This window comes from Larkinella arboricola (assembly GCF_003259745.1).
GTDB classification, from domain to species: domain Bacteria; phylum Bacteroidota; class Bacteroidia; order Cytophagales; family Spirosomataceae; genus Larkinella; species Larkinella arboricola.
In genome coordinates, this window is record NZ_QLMC01000003.1 from 440,755 (window position 1) to 460,934 (window position 20,180).

15 protein-coding genes are annotated in these 20,180 nt (G+C 52.4%); 8 read left to right on the forward strand and 7 right to left on the reverse strand.

The window, feature by feature from the left end; translation table 11 throughout:
* Positions 1 to 33: 33 nt before the first annotated feature.
* Positions 34 to 426, forward strand: a complete 393-nt coding sequence (locus LX87_RS13215) for an ExbD/TolR family protein (RefSeq protein ID WP_111628713.1) — start codon at positions 34 to 36, stop codon at positions 424 to 426.
* A gap of 38 nt (positions 427 to 464) precedes the next feature.
* Here the strand turns inward: LX87_RS13215 and LX87_RS13220 are convergent, their stop codons facing one another.
* The 3 genes from LX87_RS13220 to LX87_RS13230 form a co-directional block, all read right to left on the reverse strand.
* Positions 465 to 1,493, reverse strand: a complete 1,029-nt coding sequence (locus tag LX87_RS13220) for an FAD:protein FMN transferase (RefSeq protein WP_229310650.1) — start codon at positions 1,491 to 1,493, stop codon at positions 465 to 467.
* A gap of 8 nt (positions 1,494 to 1,501) precedes the next feature.
* Positions 1,502 to 2,584, reverse strand: coding sequence for a chorismate synthase (gene aroC / locus LX87_RS13225; protein ID WP_111628714.1), 1,083 nt, complete (start codon positions 2,582 to 2,584; stop codon positions 1,502 to 1,504).
* 96 nt (positions 2,585 to 2,680) lie between these two features.
* Positions 2,681 to 4,090, reverse strand: coding sequence for a BatD family protein (locus tag LX87_RS13230; protein WP_111628715.1), 1,410 nt, complete (start codon positions 4,088 to 4,090; stop codon positions 2,681 to 2,683).
* Positions 4,091 to 4,230: 140 nt separating this feature from the next.
* Between LX87_RS13230 and LX87_RS29115 the strand changes: the two genes are divergently transcribed.
* Positions 4,231 to 4,434, forward strand: coding sequence for a hypothetical protein (locus LX87_RS29115; RefSeq protein WP_111628716.1), 204 nt, complete (start codon positions 4,231 to 4,233; stop codon positions 4,432 to 4,434).
* Between the two features lie 47 nt (positions 4,435 to 4,481).
* Here the strand turns inward: LX87_RS29115 and LX87_RS13240 are convergent, their stop codons facing one another.
* The 4 genes from LX87_RS13240 to LX87_RS13255 all read right to left on the reverse strand — a co-directional run bounded on the left by LX87_RS13240 (position 4,482) and on the right by LX87_RS13255 (position 9,671).
* Positions 4,482 to 5,816, reverse strand: a complete 1,335-nt coding sequence (locus tag LX87_RS13240; protein WP_111628717.1) for a dihydroorotase — start codon at positions 5,814 to 5,816, stop codon at positions 4,482 to 4,484.
* A gap of 54 nt (positions 5,817 to 5,870) precedes the next feature.
* Complete coding sequence (gene hemB / locus LX87_RS13245) at positions 5,871 to 6,860, reverse strand: porphobilinogen synthase (RefSeq protein ID WP_111628718.1); 990 nt, start codon at positions 6,858 to 6,860, stop codon at positions 5,871 to 5,873.
* A gap of 121 nt (positions 6,861 to 6,981) precedes the next feature.
* Complete coding sequence (locus tag LX87_RS13250) at positions 6,982 to 7,677, reverse strand: response regulator transcription factor (protein WP_111628719.1); 696 nt, start codon at positions 7,675 to 7,677, stop codon at positions 6,982 to 6,984.
* A gap of 107 nt (positions 7,678 to 7,784) precedes the next feature.
* On the reverse strand, positions 7,785 to 9,671 hold the full coding sequence (locus LX87_RS13255) for a sensor histidine kinase (protein WP_111628720.1): 1,887 nt from the start codon (positions 9,669 to 9,671) through the stop codon (positions 7,785 to 7,787).
* 186 nt (positions 9,672 to 9,857) lie between these two features.
* On the opposite strand from LX87_RS13255, the gene LX87_RS13260 reads away from it, so the two are divergent.
* The 6 genes from LX87_RS13260 to LX87_RS13285 all read left to right on the forward strand — a co-directional run bounded on the left by LX87_RS13260 (position 9,858) and on the right by LX87_RS13285 (position 20,168).
* A complete protein-coding gene (locus LX87_RS13260; protein ID WP_111628721.1) occupies positions 9,858 to 10,706 on the forward strand; it encodes a T9SS type A sorting domain-containing protein in 849 nt (282 codons plus the stop codon).
* Positions 10,707 to 11,023: 317 nt separating this feature from the next.
* Positions 11,024 to 11,251 carry a hypothetical protein gene (locus LX87_RS13265; protein ID WP_111628722.1) on the forward strand — a complete coding sequence of 76 codons (228 nt, stop codon included), beginning with the start codon at positions 11,024 to 11,026 and terminating at the stop codon, positions 11,249 to 11,251.
* Positions 11,252 to 11,600: 349 nt separating this feature from the next.
* Positions 11,601 to 14,615: a serine hydrolase domain-containing protein gene (locus tag LX87_RS13270; protein ID WP_310587911.1), complete on the forward strand. Its 3,015-nt coding sequence runs from the start codon at positions 11,601 to 11,603 to the stop codon at positions 14,613 to 14,615.
* A gap of 77 nt (positions 14,616 to 14,692) precedes the next feature.
* Entirely contained in the window at positions 14,693 to 19,006 is a 4,314-nt protein-coding gene (locus LX87_RS13275; protein WP_111628724.1) for an Ig-like domain-containing protein, read from the forward strand.
* 53 nt (positions 19,007 to 19,059) lie between these two features.
* Positions 19,060 to 19,494 carry a nucleoside deaminase gene (locus tag LX87_RS13280; RefSeq protein ID WP_111629191.1) on the forward strand — a complete coding sequence of 145 codons (435 nt, stop codon included), beginning with the start codon at positions 19,060 to 19,062 and terminating at the stop codon, positions 19,492 to 19,494.
* A 65-nt stretch (positions 19,495 to 19,559) separates the two neighbouring features.
* Complete coding sequence (locus LX87_RS13285; RefSeq protein WP_111628725.1) at positions 19,560 to 20,168, forward strand: superoxide dismutase; 609 nt, start codon at positions 19,560 to 19,562, stop codon at positions 20,166 to 20,168.
* Positions 20,169 to 20,180 lie beyond the last annotated feature (12 nt).

A 20,180-nucleotide genomic window follows, 5' to 3' on the forward strand; every position in this document is an offset into this window, starting at 1 on the left:
TTGTCTCTTGTCTTTATTCTATCCTCTCCTTCTATGAAATTCAGAAGAAAAAATAAATTTGTCGCCGAGGTGGCCACCTCTTCCCTGAACGACATCATGTTCTTCCTGCTGTTGTTCTTTTTGATTATCTCGACGGTAGCCAACCCGAACGTTATCAAACTGATGCTGCCGAAAGCGTCGTCTTCGCAGCAATTGAGCAAAAAACAGGTGACCCTTTCCGTTGACGCCGAGAAACGGTATTTTATCGATAAAACCCCGGTATCGCCCGAAAACCTGGAAATGGAGCTACAGGCGGTGATGAAAGACGTAGCCGAACCGACAATTGTAGTGCGGGTGGATAAAACCTTGGCCGTTCAGGATCTGGTTGACATTCTGCAAACGGGTGCCAAGCTGAACATTAGAATGGTGATGGCCACCTCAAAATAATTCAGACCATCAGCAATACAGAGACCGGCGAGCCCTGCTTACCGGTCTTTTTCTTTTGATGTCCAACGGGTCAGTTTACCGCTTCGGTTTTCGGCGACCCAGACCGTTACACCCGGAAATCGTTTTATCAGGCGCCTGCTTTTCCGGATTCCAGCCACACTGAATACTTTGGTCAGGGCGTCGGCCTGCGTACCGTCGGGGGCCAGAACCGTCGTCTGAACATGGTGGAGCAACCCCAAACCCGTCCGCGGATTCATCAGATGCGAATACCGTTTGCCCTGGTGTTCGAGATACCGGTAGGTAGCGCCGGAAGCCGTAATACCGATGTTTTTCAGCAGCAAGGTGGTGGTATCTGCGCCAAAACCCGTCAGTACCCGCCAGCCCGATTCGCCCGGTGGCGGTTCGCTCACCCGAATATCCCCGCCAATATCCAGCAGGGCCGATTGGATGCCCATTTGCTGAAGCACCTTCATGCCTTCGTCGTTGGCAAATCCCTGACCAATTCCGCCCACGTCCAGCCGCATTCCCGCTTTTTTCAGGCTAATTTTCCGGCCCACCGAATCAAACCGGATATACCGGTAATTGACCAGCCGGTGTGCTTTTCTCAATTCCGCTTTGGAGGGAAAGATTTTCCGCCGAACGGCCCGGCGCCAGAGCTGCGACAAGGGTCCAATGGTGGGGTCATACAAACCGTCTGACTTGCGGGCCATCAGGACGGCTTTCAGAAGAACGTCGTACAAATACGGCGAAACACTGACCCACTGCCCCGAACCCGCCGTGGCCGAAAGCCGGTTGATCTCGCTACCGTCCAGGTAATCACTCATGACCCCATTCAGGGAATCCATCCGGGCGTCCACCGCCCGACGAACCCGTTGGGCCGTGCTATCGTCCGGGGCGTAAAAAACTTTACGGTATTCGGTTCCGAACAGGCCCCGATCAAACGTATACCGTTTCAACGACTGGGCCTGCGTTTGCCAGCCAAGGAGCGTGAAGCAAAACAACAGGCAAGCCGTAATCCGCCCCGGGCCGAAAACCGTTTGTCGTTGATGGATTGCAGGATTGACCAAAACCGTTGCTACACTTTTGCTGCTTTGTTCCGCAGGTAAAAATCGGCCAGCACGAGCGCGGCCATGGCTTCTACAATCGGAACGGCGCGCGGAACCACACAGGGGTCGTGCCGTCCTTTACCCGACACGACCACCGGATTGCCGTTTACATCCACGCTGTCCTGATCCTGCATAATGGTGGCTACGGGTTTAAACGCCACCCGGAAATAAATGTCCTCGCCGTTGGAAATGCCGCCCTGAATCCCGCCGGAATGGTTCGTCGTTGTCCGAACACGGCCCGTTCCTTCGTCGACGTAAAACTGGTCGTTGTGTTCCGAACCGTGGAGTTCGGTTCCCGCAAAACCGCTGCCGTATTCAAAGCCTTTTACGGCATTGATACTCAGCATGGACTTACCGAGTTCGGCGTGGAGTTTATCAAAAACCGGCTCACCCCAGCCCGCCGGAACACCCGTTACGACGCACGATACTACGCCCCCCACCGAATCGCCCTGCTTACGGGTTTCGTCGATGTAGTCGAACATCTGCTGCGCCAGTTCCGGATCGGGACACCGTACGGCATTTTCTTCGGCTTTGGCCAGTTCCAGTTGTTGATACGGTGTTTCGAGTTTCAGCCTACCCACCTGCGACACATACGCCTGAACCGTAACGCCCTGTTGCTTCAATAGTAGTTTAGCTAACGCTCCGGCGGCCACCCGGGCAGCTGTTTCGCGGGCCGAACTGCGTCCACCGCCCCGGTAATCGCGCACCCCGTACTTCTGCTGGTAGGTGTAATCAGCGTGTGAAGGGCGGAACTGCTGGGCGATGTGCGAGTAGTCTTTGCTGCGCTGGTCTTCGTTCCAGATCACCAGACTGATGGGCGTTCCTTCGGTTTTTCCTTCAAAGATGCCGGACAGAACCTGAAATTCGTCTTTCTCGCGCCGTTGGGTCGTGATGCGCGACTGGCCGGGTTTCCGGCGGTCCAGCTCCGATTGAATAAAGGCGGTATCGACTTCCAGCCCCGCCGGGCACCCGTCAATGATGACGCCGATGGCCGCGCCGTGCGATTCGCCGAACGTAGATATTTTAAAAAGCGTGCCGTATGTACTGCTCATTGTTTACTTAGAAGTGAGCGGATAGACAAGAGAAGAGAGAACATCCGTCTTTATTCTTTTATCTCTTGTCTTTTGTCTATCCGCTCCTGTCTCCACTTATTTTTTCCAAAATAAATACATCATTCCCAGAATCATGCCTACCAGCAGGATATTTACCCCGAATCGCACCAGTTCCTGAAAATTAATGGGCTGTCGCGAACTATCCGTCTGCTCAATGCCGGTATAAATAGACCCCGGTAAACTAATTTGTACGGTATCCCCTTCCGACAAAGCCGTTCCACCTACCCGCAGGGTAATGGCCGAGCGCAGGGTGTCATACCGTTGCTGTTTCAGGTTAAAATAAATCCACTGAAAATAGGAGGCCAAGGGAAACTTGCCGTTTCGCCGGGGGATCAGGGCGTACGAAAAGTTTTTATACCCCGAAACCCTGCCACCAGACCGGTTAATGGACTCTTTGGCACTCGGCGGGAAAATGTCAAACGTCGTTGAATCAGAGAGGGTCGGGGCTGAAAGGGACGCAATATTGCCTTCGCCCGTAATCCGGAAATTATACTGTACACTCTGCCCCACGGCGGGATTCTTCCGCAGGATGTTTTCGAGAAGCCGGTATTGCCCTACCGCTACCTGATCGCGCAGGGGGTGGGGCGGCAACGGCGTCACCGTGATGGCCAGCGGGCTGGTTGCGAAGGATACGATTTCTTTTTTGCGTTCACCGCCCGGTTTGGCTGCGACCCCATATTGGAGTAGTTTCAGACTAACCGCCGGAATCCGGATAGATTGTTTATTGAGCGGAAAAAAGGTAGCGCGATAAATCCGGTACTCCATGAAACGCTTTCCGTTGAGTAACACCGGATGCCGTGTCAGGTCGGTAATCCCTTCGTTTTCCTCCCAGCAATTGGCCGGACGCAATGTTTTCAGAAGTTGTTGCAGCTGTTGATCAAGTTCATAAAATGTTAATTCAAGCGGGTAGGATTCGGCCACGAAAAAAGACAATTTTAGCGAAAACCCTTCGCCAGTATACACGGTATGCTTGGAAGTGCTCAGGGAAAGGAAAGCATCGTTTTTGCCGATGGCAGCCGGAGTAACTACCTCGGTTGCCAGGGTGTCTTTCGAAGTAAGCGGGGGCCGGACGGTAATAATCACTTCCTCGGACTGAATGGTCGTTTCGCCCACTACCAGTTCAAAAGGCGGTAAACGATACTGGCCCGGGCCAACTGCGGAATACGATTGAGTAATAAGCTGGGAAACAACGGTTTTGCCGTTTATTTCGGCGGGCGTTACACTGGTGGTCGTTCCTTTTTTAATGAAGCCTTTGATCGCGGGAAAGTTGATAATGGGCCGGGAATCGCTGTTTTTGATGATCACCGAAATGGTAAAGGGCCGTTCAATCGAAATATCGGTTTCGCCTATTTCAATAGCCACTGAGCGCTCCTGAGCTAACCCTTTCAGGTTCAGCGGGCCGTAAAAAAATAATGCAACTAATAATTGGAATTTTGAAAATTTCATGTCTAAATTTGAACAACAAAAATAAGGACAACGCGTTACAATTTTGAGATAGCGACGGACTGACTTTCTCGATGTTGGCTATCTTTTAGACTAGTGGAGTAGATCCTCAAAACTCTAACCAAAAAACCGTAGTATGTAGTATGGCAACAATGCTGGAGTACATCAAGACAATCCTTCAAAAAGTAAGCTTTGACAAGCAGCTGTTTGAGAAGGAATTGAAAAAAGCGATTGGCCTTCTCGTACCGGAGGAGGTAAAACAATTAAAATCCTGGTGCTACGAGAAATTTAGTAATCTATACTTAACCGTTCTTAATCGATGTTTTTACAGGCGAAAGCTTGCTTAGGCAAGCTATAAACAAAAAAGGGTCGGCTTCCAGCCGACCCTTTTTTGTTACCGGACAAACCGTAAGCGTTTACCCGGTGTTGATTCGTCAAACCGTCCGTTGGCATAGGCCACATGGCCCGATACAATGGTATGTGTTACGGCGGCTCCGAACGTGGTCCCTTCCAACGGCGACCAACCGCACTGGTATTGAATACTGCCTTTATCAACTGGCGTTTTCTGATTCGGATCAACCAGTACCAGATCGGCCCAGTATCCTTCCCGAACATACCCGCGCCGGTCGATCTGGAAGCAGTCAGCGGGGGCGTGACACATTTTTTCTACCACTTTCTCCAGCGGCAGTTTTCCCTGGCTGGCGGCTTCCAGCATGAGCAGCAACGGATGCTGCACCAGCGGTAAACCCGACGGTGCCTGCCAGTACGGCTGTTGCTTTTCGTCCCACGTATGGGGCGCGTGGTCGGTGGCAATGATGTCCAGCCGGTTGTCGAGCAGCGCCTGCCAGAGTTGCGGCTTGTGGTGCGGAGCTTTGATCGCCGGGTTGCATTTGATCAGGTTCCCCAACCGCGCATAATCGTCGGCATCGAACCAGAGGTGGTGGACACATACCTCGGCCGTAATCCGTTTTTCCTTCAACGGAACGGTGTTGTCAAACAGCGGCAACTCGTCAGCCGTTGAAATATGCAGAATGTGCAGCCGGGTGTTGTGCTTCCGGGCCAGTTCAACGGCCATTGAAGATGATTTCAGGCAGGCTTCTTCGTTGCGGATAAGCGGATGAAGAGCCGCCGTGGCCGAATCGCCATAGACTTCCCGGTAATGGGCGGTATTCGCCCGGATCGTGGCTTCGTCCTCGCAGTGCGTCGCAATCAGCATCGGGCTTTGCCGAAATACCTCTTCCAGCACTTTCGTGTTATCAACCAGCATATTGCCGGTTGACGAACCCATAAAAATTTTTATGCCGCAGACGGTTTCCGGATCCGTTTTCAGTACCTCGTCCAGATTATCGTTCGAGCCACCCATAAAAAACGAATAGTTGGCGAGCGATGTCCGGGCGGCAATGTCGTACTTCTGAGCCAGCAATTCCTGCGTCAGCACGTTCGGAACGGTGTTGGGCATTTCCATGAAGCTCGTAACGCCCCCGGCTACAGCCGCACGCGCTTCGGACCGGATGGTGGCTTTGTGGGTCAGACCGGGTTCCCGAAAATGGACCTGATCGTCAATTACACCGGGTAACAAGTAGTTTCCTTTCGCGTCAATAACGGTATCAGCCGACTGACGCAGACCGGACCCGATCTGTTCAATAAAACCATCCTTGCAAAAAACGTCGGTTTCGCGAATTGTGCCCTCGTTGATCAACCGGGCGTTACGGATCAATAGACTGCTCATGCTGCAAAGGTAGAACGGGAAGCCGAAACCTCCCGCTACCGGCTTTGTAAAGTCTTAGGATTTCCGGAGTTGGGCCACTTCCTTGGCGAAATACGTCAGGATAATCTTGGCTCCGGCCCGTTTCATGGCCATCAGAATTTCAAGCATAGCCCGTTCGCCGTCAATCCAGCCATTGGCCGCTGCGGCTTTCACCATTGCGTATTCTCCGCTGACGTTGTAGGCGGCAATCGGCAGATCGAAATTGTCGTTCAGCAGTTTGATAATGTCCAGATACGCCATTGCCGGTTTTACCATCAGGAAGTCGGCTCCTTCGGCATAATCCAGTTCGGCTTCAATCAGGGCTTCACGGCTGTTGGCCGGATTCATCTGGTAAGTTTTCTTGTCGCCAAACCGCGGGGCCGAATCCAGCGCATCGCGGAACGGACCGTAGAACGCACCGGCATATTTGGCGGTATACGCCATAATGGAAACGTTCGTGAATCCTTCGACATCCAGCGCTTCACGGATGTACGCGATACGACCATCCATCATGTCCGACGGCCCGATGATATCGGCTCCGGCGCGGGCCTGCGCCACGGCCATTTTAGCCAACACGACCAGTGATTCATCATTAACAATTTCAAAACCGTCCGGTCTTTCCTGCACAATACCGTCGTGACCATCGGAACTATACGGGTCCATCGCCACATCGGTCATCAGGGCAATATCGGGAAACCGGGTTTTGATGGCTTTGACGGCTTGCAGGTACAATCCTTCGGGGTTGTGGCTTTCCGTTGCGTATTTATCTTTTTTGCTTTCGGGCAGGTTGGGAAACAGGGCGAAGGTGCGCAAGCCCAGATCAACGCATTCCTGCATCTCTTCCAGCAGCAAATCCAGCGAGAACCGGGCCACCCCCGGCATGGAAGCAATTTCGGAGCGGACGCCCTCTCCTTCCATGACAAACATGGGGTAGATCAGATCGGAAAGGGAAAGCGAGTTTTCCTGAACTAAATCCCGGATAACGGGCGATTTTCTATTTCTGCGGGGTCTTCTTAACATATCAATAGTCCTAAATTCAATCGCAAAGGTTGTACTTTTTATCCATACAAAACGCAGCGGAGAATCCCGGCGTCCTGGTAGAAGAACGTTAAAGATTCCCCGCTGCGTTCGAAAAATACCAAGAAAATCAGGCCATCAGCTTAAATCCTTCTCCGTGCAGGTTAACAATCTGCACGGATTCATCCTCTTTCAGGTATTTGCGGAGTTTGGTAATGTACACATCCATGCTACGGGCGTTGAAATACGAATCATCTCCCCAGATGAGTTTCAGGGCAAAACTGCGGCTTAGCGGCTGGTTTTTATTCTCGGCAAAAAGTTTCAGTAAAGCCGCTTCCTTACTGGTCAGTTTGATGGCCTGCGGCTCGCCGTTGGTGCCGTTGCGGATCAGGGTCTGATGGGCAAAATCAAACGAAAACGAACCGATCTGGTACGTCGTTGGCTGCGGAACATCATTGGTTTTGTGGTACCGCCGAAGAATGGCCTGAATCCGTAGCAGCAACTCTTCCATGCTAAACGGCTTGGTCATATAATCATCGGCCCCAATCCGAAACCCCTGGATGGTGTCTTCTTTCATGGATTTGGCCGTCAGGAAAATAATCGGAATATCGCGCCCCGACATCCGGACTTCCTTCGCCAGCGAAAAACCGTCTTTTTTGGGCAGCATCACGTCGAACAGGCACAGATCGTAGACATTATCCACAAACCGCTGCCAACCCTGATTACCGTCGGTAGCCAGATCGGTCTTGTAGCCTTTCGAGTTCAGGTATTCCTGCAACAACAAACCCAGGTTTGGGTCATCTTCAACCAGTAGGAGCTTAGGCATATGGCTTTCCCTCTGATTTTCTCTTCTATTCTCTGATCAACTCTGTGTAATAACTCAATAACCGGTTACACAGAGTTGATCAGAGAACATCAGAGGTTATCAGGGTTTTATGATTGATGGTATGGCAAAATTAATTCAAACGAACTTCCTTTTCCTAACTGGCTTGTCACCTGAATGGAGCCGTGGTGTTCTTCGACCATTTTCTTGACGTAACTCAGACCCAGACCAAACCCTTTGACATCGTGCAGGTTTCCCGTCGGCACGCGGTAAAACTTCTCAAAAATCCGGCTCAACTGATCTTTGGTCATCCCGATGCCCTGGTCGGCCACGGTAATGCTGACGCCGTTTTCCACGTTGCGCGTCTGGATGCTGATGGCCGGGTGCTCGGGTGAATATTTAATGGCATTGTCCAGCAGGTTATACAGAATGTTGCTCAGGTGCACTTCATCGGCTTCCACGATTTCTTCGGAAGCTTCAAAATCCAGGTGGACTTCGCCCTGTTTCTGTTCGATCTGCAAACCGATGGTGTTCAGTACGTTGCCAATCGTATCGTGAATATTAACCGACGAAAGTTTGAGTTTAACACCGCCCTTACCCGCCGTATCCCGGTCAAGCAACGCCATTTGCAGCACTTTTTCGACGTGGGTGCCCAACCGACGGGTTTCGTCACGGATGATGCCCATGTAACGGGTCAGGCGCGTGGTAGGCTCTTCGGGCTTTTCAATACCGCCCCGGAGTTGTTCCTGCGCCATTTCAACCGCCAGCGAAATGGTTGAAATGGGCGTCTTGAACTCATGGGTCATGTTGTTGATAAAGTCGTTCTTGATGTCGGCCAGCTTTTTCTGCCGAACGATCGTACTGATGGCGACGTAAAAGCACGCTATGATCACGAGCACCAGCACCGCCGACCCGGCCAGAATGACGGTCATTTTTCGCAGGATAAACTGCTGCTGGTCCGGAAAATAAACATACACGTAATTTCCCCGCTCCAGAAAGTTATTGGGAAACAGGGTGGCTTTGTAAATCTTCTTTTTACCCAGTAACTGGTTTTCAGAATGTGATGCAAATAACAGATGCGGCTTGGCAACCCCCATGCCCGAACTGGTCCGCACACCATACTCAAACGGAATGGTAATACCACGCTCTTCCATAGTTTGCTTCAGCAGCGAATCGAGCACGGCCCGGTTCACCCGGCTTTCGATGGGGCGGTTGGCAAACAGCAGATCGCGCACCACTCCTTTGACCATTTCCGATTGCTGTTCTACTTTCTGCAAACCCACTTTGGCCGTTGGGGCCACTACAACGGTTGACGATACCGGCGATTTTCGTTTCGGACGTAGCTTACGGGCCAGTTGCGTTCGCTTCACGGGACTTTTTATAATGGCCACGCTATCCAGAACGGGCTGACCGTACAACAACCGCAACTGACGTTCAAAAACCTGATCGACCAGGTGGTTAAAATGCCGCTGTTGCTGCTGCTGCAACTCCCAGAATTCGTCTGGCCCCAGGGCGTCCTGCTGCCGCACCAGGTCTTCAAAATGTTTCTGCTGAACGTCCGACAACTTCTGAACGTCTACCTGAAAAGCATCGGAGGGCGACACCTGCGTTTGCTGCCAGCTAATAACCGGCACCGACGGGTTTACATTTTCGGGTTCAGACATTACCGGTTTCGGTTGCCGGGCCATCAGCGGTTCGGGCGGATCAACGGGCGCTTTTTTAACGGTTTTTTCCGGCTGCTGGCTGACGGTGGGCCGTGAGATGGCCATCAATTGCCGTTTTTGTTCCTGCTGATTCATGCGCTGCCGGGCCAGATACAGAATCTCCTGGCGCTCAAGCGTCCGCACCACTTCCTGCAAACCGTCGGTTACGCGCGAATCAAACTGCTCTTTCTGTAACGACAGCGCATTGTCGATCCAGTAGAGTTGCAGCGAAATCAGCCCCAGCAGCCCGACTGTCATCAACGCGGCAATCCAGCGTATGCGTTGTTTTGTCATTTTTTATTTCTCCTGTGCAACATTTCGGTTGCAATCTCCATCTATTGGCTAGTTAACACACCTAAAATTACGAAAACCACGGCCTATGGGCTAAAGCCTATACCTCCATTTAACATACTTTAACAACGAAACAATCTGAATTACCCTAGGTTTGCCCTGTTTTCTGACCATCAAACGACAAATAAAATGAGTACTCAATCTGGAATCCGCTACCGCCTGATCCTGGCTGCTTTTGTAATGAGTGGCTGGTCGGCGACGGCGCTGGCTCAGTCCGAGAAGAGGACGGATGCTGATAAAAACACCGTCAATGTGAAGATTATTGAGCGCACCAACGACGGGGAAGTTCGCGAACTGGAGCGGAGTTACCGGCTGAACGGGATGGGGGATGACGAACGGGATGCACTGGTGAACCGACTGGTGGATTCGATCCGGACCAAACGGGGCGACAAGAAAGGCCAGATCACGATTACAATTGATGAGAACGACAGCCATTATACTTACCGTCGGGACGACCGGCCCAATCGCCTGAACCGCCCCTCCGATCGGCCCCTGAAGCATGGAGACATTACCGCCCGCCGGCCCAACCGTCCGTCAGGCCCGAGCGAGTTCCGGTACTATAGAGATGGAAAATTGCAGAACCGTTACCGCTTTGATACCGACTCGCTGGTTGATCGGTTAAAACGGTTTGAGTTTAGCTGGCCGGAAAATTTCGGCCAGCGCATGGAAGACTCTTTCCGAAGCTGGAACCGGTCACTGGACGAAGGCTCGAAAGCCTCAACCATCCGGAGCCTGCAAGTCTATCCAAATAACCCGGAAACCAACCAGTTAAACATTCGTTTCACGGCACCCGCGAAGGGCGATATCCGTATCCGGGTGACAACGCCCGACGGGAAGGAGGTTGCGAAGAAAGACGTAAAAGACTTCTCCGGAAGCTATGCCGGGCAGATTGATATTGACCGCAAAGCCAAAGGCGTTTACTTCGTTAACGTCACCCAAAACGACGATGGCGCAGTAAAACGGGTTGTTATCCCTTAAATTTCATCCCGTGAAGGCAACGGATCAACCCCTACCGGGCGGATTTCATCCTTCCATTTTGGTCGTCTATCTGCCTATTTAGCTACTTCACTTACTTTTACTGGATAGCTGTAGAAAAGTTGCCGTACCTTTAAGTTACCTTTTACGATTGGCCGCGTCTTAAAAATAAGTGAAAGGTGAAGAGGTCAATACCATTCATCAGGATATAGTGCCGCTTAAAAAGTTTTTTTCAAAAACAAGGTACTATGTATTGCAAGGTACGATCTAAAACCTATATCTTTGTAAAGAACTTAACAAGGGGCTCCCCCGTGAAGAGTATGAAAAAGTTAGTAATCATTTTTCTGTTGCTTGGTGCCAGCCTGAAAGCTTCGGCGATCGGCCACCCGCATAATCTGTTTTCAGCTCACCGTAAAGCAAAACAGTATAAGTCGGTAATGGCCTGCAAAACGACGGTTACTGAAAAACGTACCTTCACATCGTATGCAAAGGTGGCGACGCCCTCTCTGATCCGCACGTGGGTTACAGTTCGGAAGAAACTTCTGTAAAACCGGCTATATACTTCTCTCTGCTTGGCGGTGCCACAACCTGTGTTGTGGCACCGCTTATTTTTTACGGCACAGAAATTGCAGTTTTTCTGCTAACTACCCTTCAATCAAACGGCATTTTTTACCGGATCCTCCTATTACTTCAGGAAAAATACTCAAGTTTGCTGGCTAATTTTATCAACAAATATGGCATTTTATGGAGGCTTTTGTTAGGCATGTTTTCGTTAATTAATTAACTTTATCTTTTGAATGGATTAGTCTGTACAACCTGACGTAACCGTACTTCTTAACCAAAATGCGTACTAAAGTTGTCTTGGGAGTAATATTGGCTGGATTAACGGCCGTTTTTTTGACAGCTTTTGGATGGGACCGTTCCGGATTGACCCGGCCCATATGGCGTCAAACTCTTTTATCGACCAATTTCCTGTCTTCTTCTTCGAAGGAAACACCGGCTGTACGCACAGCCGGTCTGGAGGTATGGCGTCATAAATTGGCGGCTCATCCGGTGGAAGTATTGGGGTCAGCTCCGCAACAGCAACGATGGGTCGACAGCGTGTTCCAGACCATGACCCGCGAGCAGAAGATCGGGCAGTTTTTCATGGTCGCAACCTTTTCCAATCGGGACGAAGCCCATTACCAATACATCGAAACCCTGGTCCGTCATTACAACATCGGCGGGCTGATTTTCTTTCAGGGTGGCCCAAACCGTCAGGCCGTGCTGACCAACCGCTATCAGGCAGCCGCCAACATTCCCCTTCTCATCGGGATTGATGGCGAATGGGGGCTCGGTATGCGGCTCGACAGCACGATGGATTTTCCCAAACAGATGACGCTCGGTGCCCTTCGTGATACGGCGATTGTCTACCGCATGGGGGCTGAAATTGGCCGTCAATGCAAGCGTCTGGGCATTCACATCAACTTTGCGCCCGTTTCTGACATCAACAGCAACCCGTCCAATCCGGTGATTGGCAACCGCTCGTTTGGCGAATCAAAGGAAAATGTTGCCCTGAAAGCCGTAGCCTACATGAAAGGGTTGCAGCACAACCACGTCATTGCAACAGCCAAGCACTTTCCCGGCCACGGTGATGCCAGCACCGACTCGCACCTGGCACTGCCGACCATCAGCCGGTCCGTTACGCAGTTAAATGACATTGATCTGTATCCGTTCCGCAAACTGATTGCCGATAGTTTAATGGGAGTGGTTACGGGTCATTTGCACGTACCGGTGGTTGATAACACTCCCCGTCTGGCCGCTACCCTATCCGAAAAAGTAGTTACCGAACTGCTCAAGAAAGAGTTAGGTTTCCGCGGTCTGGTATTTACCGACGCCCTCAATATGGGCGGTATTGGCAAATTACCCGCTGAAGAAGTCAATTTGCGGGCCCTGATGGCCGGAAATGACATCCTCCTGTATCCGGAAAATGTGCCCGATGCCGTTCATAAGATTGGCAGCGCCATTGATGAAGGAAAAATTTCGCAGGAATTGATTGACGAGAAAGTCAAGAAAATCCTGCGCGCCAAATATTGGGCGGATTTGCACAAATACAAACCCATTCAGCTCGAAAATCTCAACCGCGATCTGAATTCGTCGGAAGCCCAGTTGCTCAAGCAGGAACTGTGCGAGCAGGCCGTTACACTGGTTAAAAACACCAACAACCTGCTGCCAATCGGTCCACTGGACACGCTGCGACTGGCTTCGGTGTCGATCGGAACCGACTACGGCAATGCGTTCCAGAAAATGTTGGGACGGTATGCACCGTTCAAACAGCTTACCTACGGCGAAAAACCGTCCAACGATCATAGCGTAGACGAAATGATTAGCCAGATCGGTGATGCCAACGTGGTGGTCGTTAGTTTTCACCGGATGAGTCCGTCGGCCCGGTGGAACTACGGTGTTACGAGTGCATCGCTGAACCTGATTAACCGCCTGAAACAAAAAGGTGTGCGGGTGGTGGTCTGTGCTTTCGGACCTGCTTACGCCCTTCGACCGTTTGTTGGCACGCAAGCCGATGCGGTGTTGTGCGCCTATGAAGACGGCGAGGAAATGCAGCGCGTCGTTCCGCAGATTGTCTTCGGAGCGGTTCCGGCTAAAGGCGTCATGCCGGTTACCATTGGTGACTGGAAAATCGGCAACGGTTTACTGACGGCCCCCAACCAGCGGCTGGCTTATAGTCTGCCCGAAAGCGTCGGAATGCGGTCCGGCCAGTTGCGGCACATTGAAACCGTCATTCAGAAAGCCATCCGCGACCGCGCTTTCCCCGGCTGCCAGGTGCTGGTAGCGCGCAAAGGCAAAGTTGTTTATGATAAAAGTTTCGGTACGCTGACCTACAACAGCTTCGAGCGCGTAACGGACGAAACGCTCTATGATCTGGCTTCGCTCACGAAAGTGCTGGGTACGCTTCAGGCCGTTATGATCTTGAACGAGCGCGGAGCCATTGACCTGAACCAGAAAGTCGCTTATTACCTGACCGAGTTTCAAAACGGCAACAAACGGAACATGACCGTTAGCGATGTGCTGCTGCACCAGACCGGCTTACCAGCGGGTTTGTCGCGGGCTATTGAGCGGGCAAAATCGTCCGGTGTAGCCGACTACCGTTCTGTTCGTGATAGTTTGCACACCCTACAGGTTGGCCCTAATTTATACGCGTCTGCGGCCCTCCGCGATTCAATCTGGCAATGGATTGTGCGGACTCCGCTGACCGCCCGGGTGGACGAAGACGGGCGTTACAACTTTGTGTACAGCGATCTGAGTTTCGTAATCCTGCAAAAACTGGTCGAACGCGTCTCCAAACAACCGCTGGACACTTTCCTGAACGAGAATTTATACAAATCGCTGGGCGTTTCGTCCCTTTGTTTCAACCCGCTACAGTGCCAGCCGGGTATGAAGATTGCACCTACCGAACAGGACACGTATTTCCGCAACTCCCTGCTGCAAGGCACGGTTCATGATCAGCTGGCGGCTTTGCAGGGCGGTATTTCGGGCCATGCCGGGCTGTTTGGCGATGCGACAGATATTGCCAAAATCCTGCAAATGAATCTCCAGCGGGGCAATTACGGTGGTCATCGGTTCCTGATGCCGGGCACGGTACCCTTGTTTGTTCGTACCCAAAGCGACCGCAGCCACCGCGTGCTGGGCTGGGATAAACCGGAAGTGGACGGCAACAGCGTTTACCATGCTGCGCAGGTGTCACCCCGCTCGTTTGGCCACACGGGTTTTACCGGCAATGTGGTCTGGGTAGACCCCGATTATGATCTTGTCTTCATCTTTCTGTCAAACCGCGTACACCCCAGCGCGGGAAATACGTTAATTAATACGCAAAAAATTCGTCGGCAGCTCCACGAGATTATTTATCAGTCCATGTAATTTGTACTTTTGCGGAATAATTCTGAAGAATACAAAGTTTAGCCGCCCCGCCATTTATTAATCAATCCGATTTCTGTATGAATCAATCTTTACGTCTGTATTGTCTTTTGCTGTTTGTGTGTTTGGGATGTGTTGGAGTTGTATCAGCCCAGACGATTACGACGGGTACCTCATCAGCGACCTCGGTCTGTGCGGGCGGCACGATTACCGTTCCGTTTTCCACCTCAGGCAGCTTCGGGTCTAAAAACCAGTTTAAACTACAGCTTGCCCCGGCTTCAGGAGCATTTGTAGACATCGGCACAGGTACCAGCAGCCCCATAACGGCTACACTTCCAGCTAGCGCCATTGGTTCTGACTACCAGATTCGTGTGGTATCAACCAGCCCCGCCGTAAATGGCAGCATCAGCACAACGACGTTAACAATCAACGAAATTCCGGATGCTCCTACCGTGGTTTCGCCCGTCACATACTGCCAGGGCGCTACAGTCGCTGATTTATCCGCAACCCCCAGTAACGGCGGCACATTGCAATGGTACACCAGTGCAACCGGCGGAACCGCTTCCGCGACGGCCCCAACACCCGGAACAGCCGTAGGTTCAACGACCTATTATGTCAGTCAGGTTGCTGGAGGCTGTGAAAGCCCCCGCGCGGCTATAACCGTCACGATTACCGCCAAACCAGACGCTCCCGGTACGTCCGCGATAACTTACTGCCAGGATGCACCCGCTACCCCACTTACGGCGGCACCTGCGGATGGTGGCACCCTGAACTGGTATGGAACCAGCGCCACGGGCGGAACGGCTTCCGCGACGGCGCCAACGCCCCCGACAAGCACAACCGGAACCACCACCTACTATGTCAGCCAAACCATCAACGGTTGTGAAAGCCCCCGCGCGGCTCTCGTCGTAACGGTCAGGGCACAACCAGCAGCGCCAACGGCCGTAACAAGTTTCTCCTACTGCCAGAATCAGCCTGCAACCCCCTTAACGGCAATAGGACAAAATTTAAAATGGTATGACGCAGCCAACGGTGGCAACGAGGTTGCAAACGTGCCAAATACCCAAACAGCCGGAACCTTCGATTATTACGTCAGTCAGACGGTCGGTGGTTGTGAAAGCCCCCGAACCCGGATTACTGTTGAGGTAAAAGCCGTTCCTCCCGCACCGACGGTTGGACCGGTTAGCTATTGTGCCGGGAGTACGGCCTCCCCCCTGTCGGCCGTTGCGACCAGCGGAGGAACACTAAGGTGGTACGGTTTAAACGGTGCGGTATTGGCCGGTCCGCCTACGCCACTGACCAACGCAACGGGTGTTACGAGTTATTCCGTTAGCCAGACGGTAGGCGCGAGCTGCGAAAGCCCGAAAGCGGTTATTCAGGTAACGGTTAATGCCATCCCGTCGGCTCCGGTCGCCAGCAGTGCCGTTGCTTTCTGCCAGAATGAAACGGCGAAACCGTTAACCGCAACGGGCGAAAACCTGAAATGGTATACTACGCCAACGGGCGGAGCAGGAGAGAATTCAATTACGCCCAATACGGCTACGGCGGGCACGAAAACCTATTACGTTAGCCAGACCGTCAATGGCTGTGAAGGCCCACGAACGGGCGTTACGGTTACGGTCAGAGCACTGCCAGCCGCTCCGACGGTTGGCAATACAGCCTTATCCTACTGTGTGGGTGAATCCATTCCATCCCTGACCGCTACGGCCGCTACCGGTGCCACGCTGGTTTGGACAGGCCCCGGTGTTACAAATTCTGCCACTGCCCCGAAACCCAGTTCAACAACCTCCGGTGTGTTTACCTATACCGTCAGCCAGAAGGTAGGAGACTGTGTAAGCGAAAGTGTGGAGATTACGGTTACAATCAAGGAAAAACCAGCCGCTCCAGTGACCCAAAATGTGGCTGCCTGTGTTGGAACACCGGTGTTAGATCTTGAAAAAAATGTTACTGTGCCAACCAGCGCAACCCTCACGTGGTATACAGCCGCAACGGGTGGAACGGCCCTATCGGGTACCCCAACACCCGTTGTTAGTACCGCCGGAACAACCCGCTATTTCGTTACCCAAACCGTGAACGGCTGCACCAGCGACCGCGCACAATTGAATGTTGTCGTAAACCCATTACCGGCCAAACCAACCATTACTAAAGCTGGCCCGTATTGCGAACAAGCGTCGGCATCAACGCTGAATGCTCAGGGAACCGGCACAATTAAATGGTACGGCCCCAACAGTAGAACGCCCCTGGAAGCAGCCCCCAAGCCATCGACCACGAAAGCGGGAAGCCTGTATTACTTAGCGACCCAAACCGTCAATGGCTGTGAGAGCCTCGTAGACTCCATTGTTATTGTTGTCAAACCCAAACCGGCCAAACCGATTACGGCGGATTCGACACTCGAATTTTGCCAGAATACCAAAGCCCCTGTTCTGGCAGCAACGCCCGTAACTGGTGCAAAACTGAACTGGTTTACATTCACCAACGATTCCACCGCTACGGTTCCTGTAATTCCGAACCGAGAGGCAAAAACCTACACCTATACCGTCAGCCAGACGCTCAATGGCTGTACCAGCGACAAGACCGAAATCAACGTAACGGTTAACCCTACCCCAGTAGCACCGCAGATTACCATTGAACGCCCGGTGGTTTGCCAGAAAGAAGCACCCATTGCGCTAACAGCCAGCGGGCAAAGTCTGAAATGGTATGCGAAGGATTCAATAACCGTCGTACCCAATACCGTTCAGAATACCGACAATGCGGGTACGTTCGTGTACTTCGTCAGCCAGACGCTGAAAGCCTGCGAGAGTCCCAAAACGCGGACGGAGCTACGGGTGAAACCACTGCCGGGCGCTCCACAAATTTCTACCCCTGCCGAAGTCTGTCAGGATGCTCCGGCGCAAATGCTGCAGGCCAGGGGAGAGAATGTAAAATGGTTTGATCGCAACGATGACCTGTTGGGTGGCGCACCCACGCCGGGAACCAACGTTGATCAGGAAATCACCTACACGTACAAGACCACTCAAACCGTCGATGGCTGCGAAAGTGATAAGTTAACGGTTAACTACAAGGTCGTGGTGACGCCCAAACCTAACGTGACCACGCCGGTGGCTTATTGCCAGAACGCCCCGGCCAAACCGCTGGAAGCAACGGGTCAGAACCTGAAATGGATTAACCCGTACGGGGGTGAGTCAGCGACGGCGCCAACGCCACCGACCACAAATATTTCGACCAGACCCGAAGGTGACTCGTATTACGTAACCCAAAAGGTAGGCAGTTGCGAAAGCCGCCGGGCCGAAATCAGGCTGATCGTTAATGCACCCCCTACGGCAAAAATCGAAGGAGCTGCGACGGTCAATCTGGGCAAAACGGTTCCCGTTACCATTTCGTTTACCAGCGTACCGCCTTTCAGTTACACCCTGTCGGATGGTACCAGTGGCACGGCAACGACTACGCAAAAGGAAATTGAACTGCTGCCAACCAAGAAAACCACCATTTACCGGGTGACAAACGTTACCAACTCCTGCGGGGCCGGAACGCCCGTGGGTACGTTTACCGTCAATGCCGTCATCCCGACCGTCACAACCAACCCGTTATCGGTTACGACGGTTTGCGTCGGGACCGCTGTTCAGATTCCTTTCGCAACGGCTGGCCAGTTTATGGAGGGAAACCGGTTCAATGTAGAAATGGCACTCGCTTCGGATACGGCTTTCACCAATAAGATTGCGATTGCCGCGGATGCCATGCAAAGCCCGATTACGGCCCGCATTCCGACGACGCTGGCGCAGGGACTGTACATCATCCGGGTCGTGGCGACGAACCCCAGGGTTCCGGTTCCCGGCAGCAAAAGCCCAACCATCCTGAATATCCGTGCGCTCCCAACGGCTACGCTGACGGGCACCAAAGACATCTACGACAACGAAAGCACGCCCCTCTCTTTCGCGCTGACGGGCGACGCACCGTGGACGCTGGAATATACTGACAATACGAAAACAACCAAAGTAACGACCAGTACCAACCCGCACGTCATTACCGTAACACCGGTTCAATCGACAACTTACACTGTTACCGCTGTGTCGAATACCTGCGGAACGGGTAAGGCTACCGGAACCGCTACGATTCGGGTGCTGCCGGTGCTGGGTCTGGAGCCGGACCCGCTTACGACTGCGGTTAAGGTTTTCCCGGTTCCGACGGAACATATACTGACGGTTGATATTGATCTGCCATTGCAGAAAAACCCGGCCCGCCTGCAACTGACCGACGAAAACGGCCGCGTCATGCACCAGCTTACAACCCGCCAGCGGCAAACCCGGTTTGATCTAAGCCACCGGTCGCCGGGCTATTATTTTCTGCGCATTCAGATTGGCGACCGCAAGACGGTTCGAAAAATTATGAAACGATAATTTTCTGGGCGTCTGATTGCTCAATCAGACGCCCAAATACCGTCTTTTGCATGATGAACGATGATTACTTTATGGAATTGGCACTTCACGAAGCCGAGCAGGCTTTTGAGGAAGGTGAAATCCCGGTTGGAGCAATCATAGTTTGCCGGAATCGGATCATCGCCAAAGGGTATAACCAGACCGAGCGGCTGACCGACGTAACCGCCCACGCCGAGCTTCTGGCCGTGACAGCCGCCGAACAATTCCTGGGTTCGAAATACCTGACCGACTGCACCTTGTATGTTACGCTGGAGCCTTGTGTGATGTGTGCGGGGGCATTGGCCTGGGCGCAGATTGGCCGGATTGTGATCGGAGCCCCGGACCCCAAGCGCGGTTTCTCAACCGTAAAACCGTCTGTTCTTCACCCCAAAACCCAGCTAACCACCGGCATTCTGGCCAACGAAAGCCTTCATCTGCTCCGCAACTTTTTTCGGGGGTTACGAACATAAATCAAAAAGTCGCTGTTATCGCGTTTGACAACTTTACTGTATGTCTCACCTTAACACATCACAAAATGGCTTTTGAATTAGCTCCCCTTCCTTATCCGAGCAATGCGCTGGAACCCCACATCGATCAGCAGACGATGGAAATTCACCACGGTAAGCACCACAACACGTATGTGACCAACCTCAACAACGCGGTAAAAGGAACCGAGCTGGAGGGCAAGTCAATCGAAGAACTGGTGGCTAACGTCATCAACTCTCCGGTAGCGGTTCGGAACAATGGCGGAGGACACTGGAATCATACATTTTTCTGGAACATCCTGTCGCCCAACGGCGGTGGAGAGCCGACCGGCAAACTGGCCGAAGCCATTAGCCAGAAGTTTGGCTCGTTCGATGCCTTCAAAGAAGAATTTGCCAAAGCCGCTACGACCCGTTTTGGTTCAGGCTGGGCCTGGCTGATCGTTACGTCAACTGGTGAACTGGCCATTACGTCAACTCCAAACCAGGATAACCCGCTGATGGATGTTGCCGACCAAAAAGGAACGCCGATTCTCGGTCTGGACGTTTGGGAACACGCTTATTACCTGAAATACCAGAACAAACGGCCGGATTATGTGTCGGCCTGGTGGAACGTTGTTGACTGGAAAGGCGCCGACGAGCGGTATCAGCAAGCCGTTTAAGAATTAAGGAAT

What these genes read in the sequence shown, in the direction of transcription:
- LX87_RS13215 (WP_111628713.1), top strand. Translation starts at nt 34, where the DNA reads ATGAAATTCAGAAGAAAAAATAAATTTGTCGCCGAGGTGGCCACCTCT.
- aroC (WP_111628714.1), bottom strand. Translation starts at nt 2,584, where the DNA reads ATGAGCAGTACATACGGCACGCTTTTTAAAATATCTACGTTCGGCGAA.
- LX87_RS13230 (WP_111628715.1), bottom strand. Translation starts at nt 4,090, where the DNA reads ATGAAATTTTCAAAATTCCAATTATTAGTTGCATTATTTTTTTACGGC.
- LX87_RS29115 (WP_111628716.1), top strand. Translation starts at nt 4,231, where the DNA reads ATGGCAACAATGCTGGAGTACATCAAGACAATCCTTCAAAAAGTAAGC.
- LX87_RS13240 (WP_111628717.1), bottom strand. Translation starts at nt 5,816, where the DNA reads ATGAGCAGTCTATTGATCCGTAACGCCCGGTTGATCAACGAGGGCACA.
- LX87_RS13250 (WP_111628719.1), bottom strand. Translation starts at nt 7,677, where the DNA reads ATGCCTAAGCTCCTACTGGTTGAAGATGACCCAAACCTGGGTTTGTTG.
- LX87_RS13255 (WP_111628720.1), bottom strand. Translation starts at nt 9,671, where the DNA reads ATGACAAAACAACGCATACGCTGGATTGCCGCGTTGATGACAGTCGGG.
- LX87_RS13260 (WP_111628721.1), top strand. Translation starts at nt 9,858, where the DNA reads ATGAGTACTCAATCTGGAATCCGCTACCGCCTGATCCTGGCTGCTTTT.
- LX87_RS13265 (WP_111628722.1), top strand. Translation starts at nt 11,024, where the DNA reads ATGAAAAAGTTAGTAATCATTTTTCTGTTGCTTGGTGCCAGCCTGAAA.
- LX87_RS13275 (WP_111628724.1), top strand. Translation starts at nt 14,693, where the DNA reads ATGAATCAATCTTTACGTCTGTATTGTCTTTTGCTGTTTGTGTGTTTG.
- LX87_RS13280 (WP_111629191.1), top strand. Translation starts at nt 19,060, where the DNA reads ATGAACGATGATTACTTTATGGAATTGGCACTTCACGAAGCCGAGCAG.
- LX87_RS13285 (WP_111628725.1), top strand. Translation starts at nt 19,560, where the DNA reads ATGGCTTTTGAATTAGCTCCCCTTCCTTATCCGAGCAATGCGCTGGAA.